Annotated in this window: 5 protein-coding genes; 1 reads left to right on the forward strand and 4 read right to left on the reverse strand. The window is 62.0% G+C overall.

From position 1 onward, the window contains the following. Positions 1–666: 666 nt before the first annotated feature. The gene (locus tag OCV80_RS01080) at positions 667–2,580 is read right to left on the reverse strand and encodes an LTA synthase family protein (RefSeq protein ID WP_249390827.1); all 1,914 of its coding nucleotides are present in this window, start codon (positions 2,578–2,580) and stop codon (positions 667–669) included. 113 nt (positions 2,581–2,693) lie between these two features. Between OCV80_RS01080 and OCV80_RS01085 the strand changes: the two genes are divergently transcribed. Continuing rightward, a complete protein-coding gene (locus OCV80_RS01085; RefSeq protein WP_081692082.1) occupies positions 2,694–2,861 on the forward strand; it encodes a helix-turn-helix transcriptional regulator in 168 nt (55 codons plus the stop codon). Between the two features lie 197 nt (positions 2,862–3,058). Here the strand turns inward: OCV80_RS01085 and OCV80_RS01090 are convergent, their stop codons facing one another. The 3 genes from OCV80_RS01090 to OCV80_RS01100 all read right to left on the reverse strand — a co-directional run bounded on the left by OCV80_RS01090 (position 3,059) and on the right by OCV80_RS01100 (position 6,935). Then, a complete protein-coding gene (locus OCV80_RS01090; RefSeq protein WP_025544065.1) occupies positions 3,059–3,991 on the reverse strand; it encodes a TIGR03943 family putative permease subunit in 933 nt (310 codons plus the stop codon). Positions 3,992–4,195: 204 nt separating this feature from the next. Then, positions 4,196–5,317 carry a CobW family GTP-binding protein gene (locus OCV80_RS01095; RefSeq protein WP_119311592.1) on the reverse strand — a complete coding sequence of 374 codons (1,122 nt, stop codon included), beginning with the start codon at positions 5,315–5,317 and terminating at the stop codon, positions 4,196–4,198. A gap of 193 nt (positions 5,318–5,510) precedes the next feature. Then, the gene (locus tag OCV80_RS01100; protein ID WP_119311591.1) at positions 5,511–6,935 is read right to left on the reverse strand and encodes an alanine/glycine:cation symporter family protein; all 1,425 of its coding nucleotides are present in this window, start codon (positions 6,933–6,935) and stop codon (positions 5,511–5,513) included. Positions 6,936–7,032 lie beyond the last annotated feature (97 nt).

Genomic DNA, 7,032 nt, shown 5'->3' on the forward strand with positions numbered 1-7,032 from the left:
GGAATTCCACACGGCCTAGCTTTCCATGGGCCGGCCAATGTCCCGATCCATCAGGGGCGGGAGCTCCACACCGAACCGCCCGGAGCCAACGGCTCCGGGCGGCTTTCTTGTCAGGAGTTGATTTTGCGAAGGAACCAGGCGACAATGGCCGCCAAGGCCACCCCAAACAGCATTCCGCTGTAGCATACCCGTAGGTAGAGCAGGTGGAAAGCGGTGGACTCATTGTTGTGATAGCCAGTAACAAGTGCCAGCAGATTGTTAGTGGCATTTATGTCTATACACAAAAGACGGAATAGACCCAGGCAGACCGCCAGAGCCAAGACCCAGGGCCAGATCCGGCGGCCTCTCCGGGCCCAGAGAAAAAACGGCCCCCCGTCACCAGGGCAGAGATACAAGCGTAGAGGAACAGAGACAAGAGCGTCCCTATGAGAGGAACTGTCCCAAGGAAAAGAGACGACAAATCCCCCAGCAAGCGGGAGGTGACATAGGGGATAGCCGGTGCGGCAAAGACCACCAGCACAGCCAGCGCCAGTTCCCGTTGAGACCAGGACTTCATGGGGCGCACATCCTTTCAAAAGATGGGGCTTTTCTCCATTGTATCAAGGGCAGTCAGACCTGTCAAGAAAAGAACGGCCCCCGGCGGACACTGTCCACCGGGGGCCGTTTTCAGTCGATCTCCTTATACATCAGCTTGTAGTAGCTCCACTGACGCCATTTGGCGATCTTCGCCGCCTGTTCCTCCGTCAGCTGGTCCGTCACTGTGCCGTCTGCCAGCTGATACGCCTGCTTCTGCACCACAGGCAGCTCCCGGCGCAGCTGGTTCAGAAAGTCGAACCAGGGGCTCTCCCCGGTCCGCCCGGTGAGCTCCAGCACCGCGGCCCCCAGGAAGCTGGCGGAGAGCCGCCCATCCTCCGGCAGGTCCAGGGACGCTACGGCGGCCTCCCAGTCCAGGGCCTGCGCGGCGGCGTCATTGGCCCAGATCACATAGGGCGTCTCGTAGGAGGTCAGTGCGTCCCACTCCGGCCGGGCCGTGAAGCCCAGTTCCGCGTAGGCCAGCTGGTTGTCGCCCAGATAGGGCAGATGGTCTCCGAAGAACACCAGCACCACCGGCTCCTCCACGGCGGAGAAGGTGTCCACCAGGCGGCCCAGCATGGCGTCCGCGTCCCGAGCCCCTTCGGTGTAGACTCTCAGCAGCGTCTCCACCTCGTCGGACACCGCCGTGTTCAGCGGCACCTCCGGATAGGCATAGCTCTCGCCGTACTTGTCCAGGGTGTAGGACATGTGGTTCTGAATGGTGGTTGTGTAGTGGAACAGCGTCTCGCCAGCGGCCACAGTGTCCGCGAATTCCTGTTCAATCAGGCCCGCCATGTAGTCATCCGTGACCCAGCGGCCCTTGTATGCAAGCGCCTCCATCTGGTCAGCAAATACGGTCTCCTCCGCCCCGAACCAGCGGTAGACGTTCTCCCGGTTGTAAAACCAGTCGTCCCCCGGGTGGAAGAAGGAGGTGTGGTAGCCATCGCCGCCAAACACCCGGAAGAGGCTGTCCAGGTTCCGGTTTACCACCCGGAAGGAGGAGGTCGTTCCGGCAGCGAGCGCGTTGGTCTGCATGCCTGTCAGCACGTCGAATTCCGTGTTGGCAGTGCCGCCGGCGAAGCCGGGCACCACGATATGGCCGGCGACGGCGTGGGGATCCTCCCGCAGGGCGTGGAGGTTGGGCAGGGGGTCGTTCTCCGCTGTGAAAGCGAAAGCGTCGCTGTCCGTGATATCGGAGAAGGCCTCATCCATCACCATAATGACGTTCACATCCTTCCCCAGACCGGTGTCGCCGCCCTGGTCCCAGCCGGCCGCCTCCGACCGACTGAAGCCCTCAGGCTTGTCCACCGGGTAGGTGGTGAACTGGTGGCAGAAGCAGTAGGGGAACCCCAGCTCGTTGAACACGGAGGGAATATAGTAGGCGTTGGATACCCGGAAGGAGTTGTACAGATCATTGGAGGCATAGACTGTCAGGATCAGTCCTGCCAGCACGGCAAAGCTGGCGGCAGCCCCCAGCAGGCTTCCCACCCAGCCGCGGAGCCGGGCGATGGGGAAGGGGCGGCTGCCTACGAAAAGCCCCAGGGCCACCAGCACCAGCGAGAACACCACGACGGCGGCGATGGACGGCACCGGGAACTGGATGTCGTAAGTCCCCACAGCGCTGCCCGCTTCTTTCAGCAGGGCAAAGTCCCGGGGAAACACCGGCTCGTCCCGTACCTCGATCTTGATGCGGTTGGCGATAGACAGGGCGCAGACGGCGAAGTTCGCCAGCGCCCCGGCGAAGAACACGTTCCGGAGCAGGCAGGTGAACACCAGCAGCAGCATCCCCACCGGCAGGCAGTTCAGGATAATCAGCAGCGGCTGCGCCCGGAAGACGGCCAGGACGCTCCGCAGGGCATTGGGCTGGCACCAGAGCGCCAGCAGAGTGATGGCGCCCGCCAGCAGCACAGCGGCCAGAAGCGTGGCCCACAGGGGCAGTCGGACTTTGGGAAAATGGTCATGGAGCTTCAAGAGCAGACGGTCCTTTCTGGTTGGATTTCCACACACACAGAATACCTCCATTATAAGGATTTTCCGGAAAAAAGCAAGGCTCCTGCGAAGTGTAGAGTGCCTTTGAGACAGTTTTGTGGTATGATATGGCTGGAAAAGGAGCGGATGGCATGGACGCAAAAGCCACCGGCGGGCTGATCGCCCGGCGCCGAAAAGAGAAGAACTGGAGCCAGGGGGAACTGACGGAACGGCTCCACGTGACGGACAAGGCCGTGAGCCGCTGGGAGACGGGCCGGGGCCTGCCCGATGAGAATCCTTGGGCGCTTGGTCTCGCATAAGACAAAAATCCCCTCCGTTCAACAACGGAGGGGATTTTTGCAGCAAGGTTATACACCCCGTATCGAATTTCGAAGAAATTCGGATCCATTTTCGGCAGGACATGCGCCTGCCGAAAATACGTTGATCCGTGCGCCTTGGGCACACACCAGTCCGCAGACTGGTGGTAGGGTGGTTAGGAGGGGAGCCCGCTCCCCTCTTAGAACGTCACGACTTCTTGCTGGGGCTTCTCACAGGGCCCGATGGAGATCACATGCATCACCGGCCCCTTGCCCTTGTAAGCGGCGTGCTTCTCCACCGCCATCCGGCCGGTGACCTCCACCCAGTCCCGGTTCTGGTACTGGTTCAGGTTCATGCCCTTGGCGATGAGACCCATGAACTGGATGTCGTTCTCACAGCAGGTCATGACAAAGCGGCCGGGGCAGTGGATGCCCGGGTACTTCTTGGAGTGGCACATGATAAGCTTCATGTGGACCATCTTGCCCGCCCAGCGGTCCGGGTGATCCATCACGTCCACATACCACACACCGAAGTCGTCGTCCGGCACGTCGATCAGGTCCTGGCTCAGGTCGAAGGGGCACTCGTCGCCGGTGAGGTAGTCCTCGCTGGTGCCGTCCTCCATCTCCAGGTAAATGTCAGCCCGACGGTTCACCATCCGAAGGTTCCGCTTCCGCAGGGCGTCCCGCAGCTCCGGCGTACAGCGGTTGAACACCAGCATGTCCGCGTTGGTGATTTTCTCCATCATCAGCTGGCCCATATTCTTGGCGTACATCTCAAAGGTGGGGGCGTAGACGAAGGTCATGATCTGGTACAGCACCCAGTTGGCGGGCAGAACCTCCCGGTACAGCCGCTCCATCTGCCACATGCCGTTGTACTCGATCAGCACCTGTTTGGGGTGGTACTCTTTCTCCAGCTCCTTCAGGTAGGAGCACTTCAGGTCCTCCTCGTCCTCAATGGTGATGACCGTCACGTTGTCCAAAGCGTTTTTCTCGTACTCCTCCTCGCCCTCTTCGCAGCAGAGCAGCAGGGTGGGATCCTGGCGGGCGAAGCCGTCCTCCAGGATGCCGTTGATGAAATTGGTCTTGCCGGCATCCAGAAAGCCGGCCACCAGATAAACAGGAATGTCTGCCATTATAATGTGCATTTCCTTTCGGGTAAAATACGCGGAACGGGCGCCCGGACAGCAGGAAATCTGACTTTCGACTCTGACAGTCCCTCACACCGGCCACCGCGGCGCGCTGAAGCTCTTTTGGCTCTTTTCCCTACTTCGGGGACGGACTCCACTTGATTTTGTGCAGCAATATCAAGTGTGGTTACAGTCTTTCAAGAAAAGAGTTCACAGACCGAAGAGCTGGGAGAGCTTGTCCTCCTGCAGCTCGGCGCCGATGACACACAGCCGGCCGGTGTAGTCGGGATGGCCTGCCCGGACCTCATGCTCCTCGGGGACGAAGTCGAACTCGATCCACTTGCCGCCCTCGCCGTTCACGATGCCCTTGGCCCGCAGGATCTTGCCGTAGTCGCCGGAGTCCAGGGCCGTGAGGATCCGCTCAATGTCCGCCTGGGCAAACACCTTGGGGGTCTCTTTGCCCCAGGAGGTGAACACCTCGTCGGCGTGGTGGTGATGGTGGTGGCAGGAGCAGTTGGGATCGTCGCACTCGTGGTCGTGGTCATGGTGATGCGCGTGTTCATCGTGATCGTGATGGTGGTCATGCTCCTCGTGGTCGTGATGGTCATGATCGTGATGGTGTTCGTGCTCCTCATGCGCATGCTCGTGGTCATGGTGGTGATGCGCATGCTCGTGCTCCGCCTCATCGGCGGCGTGCTCGGCGCGCATCTTCCCCAGCAGCTCGTCCGCCAGGGACACCTTTTCAATGGCCGCCAGGATGGTCTTGCCGTCCAGCTGGTCCCAGGGGGTGGTGAGGATGGCGGCGTCGGCGTTCTTCTCCCGCAGCATGGCCACGGCGGCCTCCAGCTTCTCCTGGCTCATCTTCTGGGTCCGGGAGAGGATGATGGTGCCGGCGGCCTCGATCTGGTTGTTGTAGAACTCGCCGAAGTTCTTCATGTAGACCTTCACCTTGGTGGCGTCCGCCACGGTGACGAAGCTGTTCAGCTTCATGTCGTCGGTCTCATCGGCGGTGTTCTGCACCGCCACGATCACGTCGGACAGCTTGCCCACGCCGGAGGGCTCGATGAGGATGCGGTCCGGGTGGAACTGAGCCTGCACGTCCTTCAACGCCTTGTGGAAGTCCCCCACCAGGGAGCAGCAGATGCACCCGGCGGACATCTCGCTGATCTGCACGCCGGACTCCTTCAGAAAGCCGCCGTCAATGCTGATCTCGCCGAACTCGTTCTCGATCAGCACCAGCTTTTCGCCGGGAAAGGCCTCCGCCAGCAACTTTTTGATAAGAGTGGTCTTGCCGGCGCCAAGGAAGCCGGAGACAATATCAATTTTGGTCATGGTATCAAGTCCTTTGTTTAAAATTTTTACCGTACTTTATCTTACCATCAAACTGGAAAAAAGCAACTCCTCCAGAAAAAAATTCACGAATTCCGCCATTTCCCATCCGAATGGGGAGACGGACCTGCACACGGTCCCGGACATGCCGGCAGGGGCAGGCGGCCCCCGTCGGTGGCACCTGAAGAAAGCGGACTCAGAGTGCCCGCCGGACGGCCCGCCTCTGCCGGAGTCTCCGCCCGCGGCGGATCTCCGGCTGGAAGGCCTCCAGCTCCCGGGCGGCGGTGCCGGAGAGGAGGAGCAGGGAGATCAGGTTGGGCACTGCCATCAGGGCGTTGAAGATGTCGGAGAGATTCCATACCACCTCCAGGCTCTGAGTGGCGCCCAGAAAGGCCGCCAGGGCGAAGAGAATTCGATAGAGAGGGATGGCCCGGCGGCCGAAGAGAAATGCAAAGGCCGTTTCCCCGCAGAACTCCCATCCCAGGATGGTGGAGAAGGCGAACAGCACGATCCCCAGGGAGACCAGCAGCCCCCCCAGGGGGCCCAGCACGGTCTTAAAGGCCAGGGCGGTGAGGGCCACGCCGTTTACCTGCCCGCCGGAAGCGTCGGCAGTCCCCAGCACGCCGGAGGCGCAGATGCACAGGCCCGTGACTGTGCAGATCACTGTGGTGTCGAAGAATACGCCGGTCATGTTCACATACCCCTGGCGGGCGGGGCTGTCTGTGGCGGCGGAGGCAGCAGGGATGGCGGCGGAGCCCATGCCCGCCTCGTGGGAAAAGCAGCCTCTGGCAATGCCCCAGCGAGCGGCGTTCAGGGCGGAGGCGGTCATAGTCCCCGCCGCGCCACCCGCAGCGGCGGCGGGAGAGAAGGCCAGGCGGAACATCTCTGCCACGGCTCCGGGCAGAGCGGACAGATGCCCCAGCAGCACTGCGGTGCCCGCCAGCAGGTAAAGGACCGCCATGAGGGGCACCACCACGGAGCAGACTCCGGCAATCCGCCGGATACCGCCCAGAATGACCACGAGAGCCAGCAGAGCCACTGCCACCCCGGTGGTCCGGGCCGGAACGGAGAAGCTGTCGGCCAGCGCCCCGGCGATGGAATTGGCCTGGGCCATGTCCCCCATGCCCAGGGAGGCCAGAACTGTGAAGAGGGCGAAGAGAAAGGCCAGGGCACCTCCCAGCCGCTTCCACCGCAGGGCGGCGCACATGGTATACATGGGGCCGCCGCGCATTTCGCCGCCGGCGTCCCGCTGGCGGTACTTGACGGCCAGCAGGCACTCCGCGCACTTGGAGGAAAGGCCGAAGAGGGCGGAGATCTCCATCCACACCAAGGCGCCGGGGCCGCCCGCCACCAAGGCCGTGGCCACGCCCACGATGTTTCCGGTACCGATGGTGGCGGCCAGCGTGGTCATCAGGGCGGAGAAGGGGGACACATCGCCGGCCCCGCCTGCCTTGGCGCGGGAGTCACGGCCGAGAACACTTTTCAGCGCCCAGCCCAGGTTCCGCCAGGGGAGAAAGCGGGTGCGCAGGGTGAGGAAGACGCCGGTGCCCATCAGCAGCACCAGCATTCCCGGGCCCCAGACCCGCTGGTCCACATACGCGATCCACTCTGAAACTGTCATGGAAGCAGCTCCTTCCGAATTGGGGGATACTTCCAGCATAGCGTCTTTCCGGCATTTCATGCCATCAAAAACGCGGACGCCTGTACAGGCGTCCGCG

Source organism: Oscillibacter acetigenes, from assembly GCF_025567605.1.
GTDB lineage: Bacteria > Bacillota > Clostridia > Oscillospirales > Oscillospiraceae > Oscillibacter > Oscillibacter welbionis.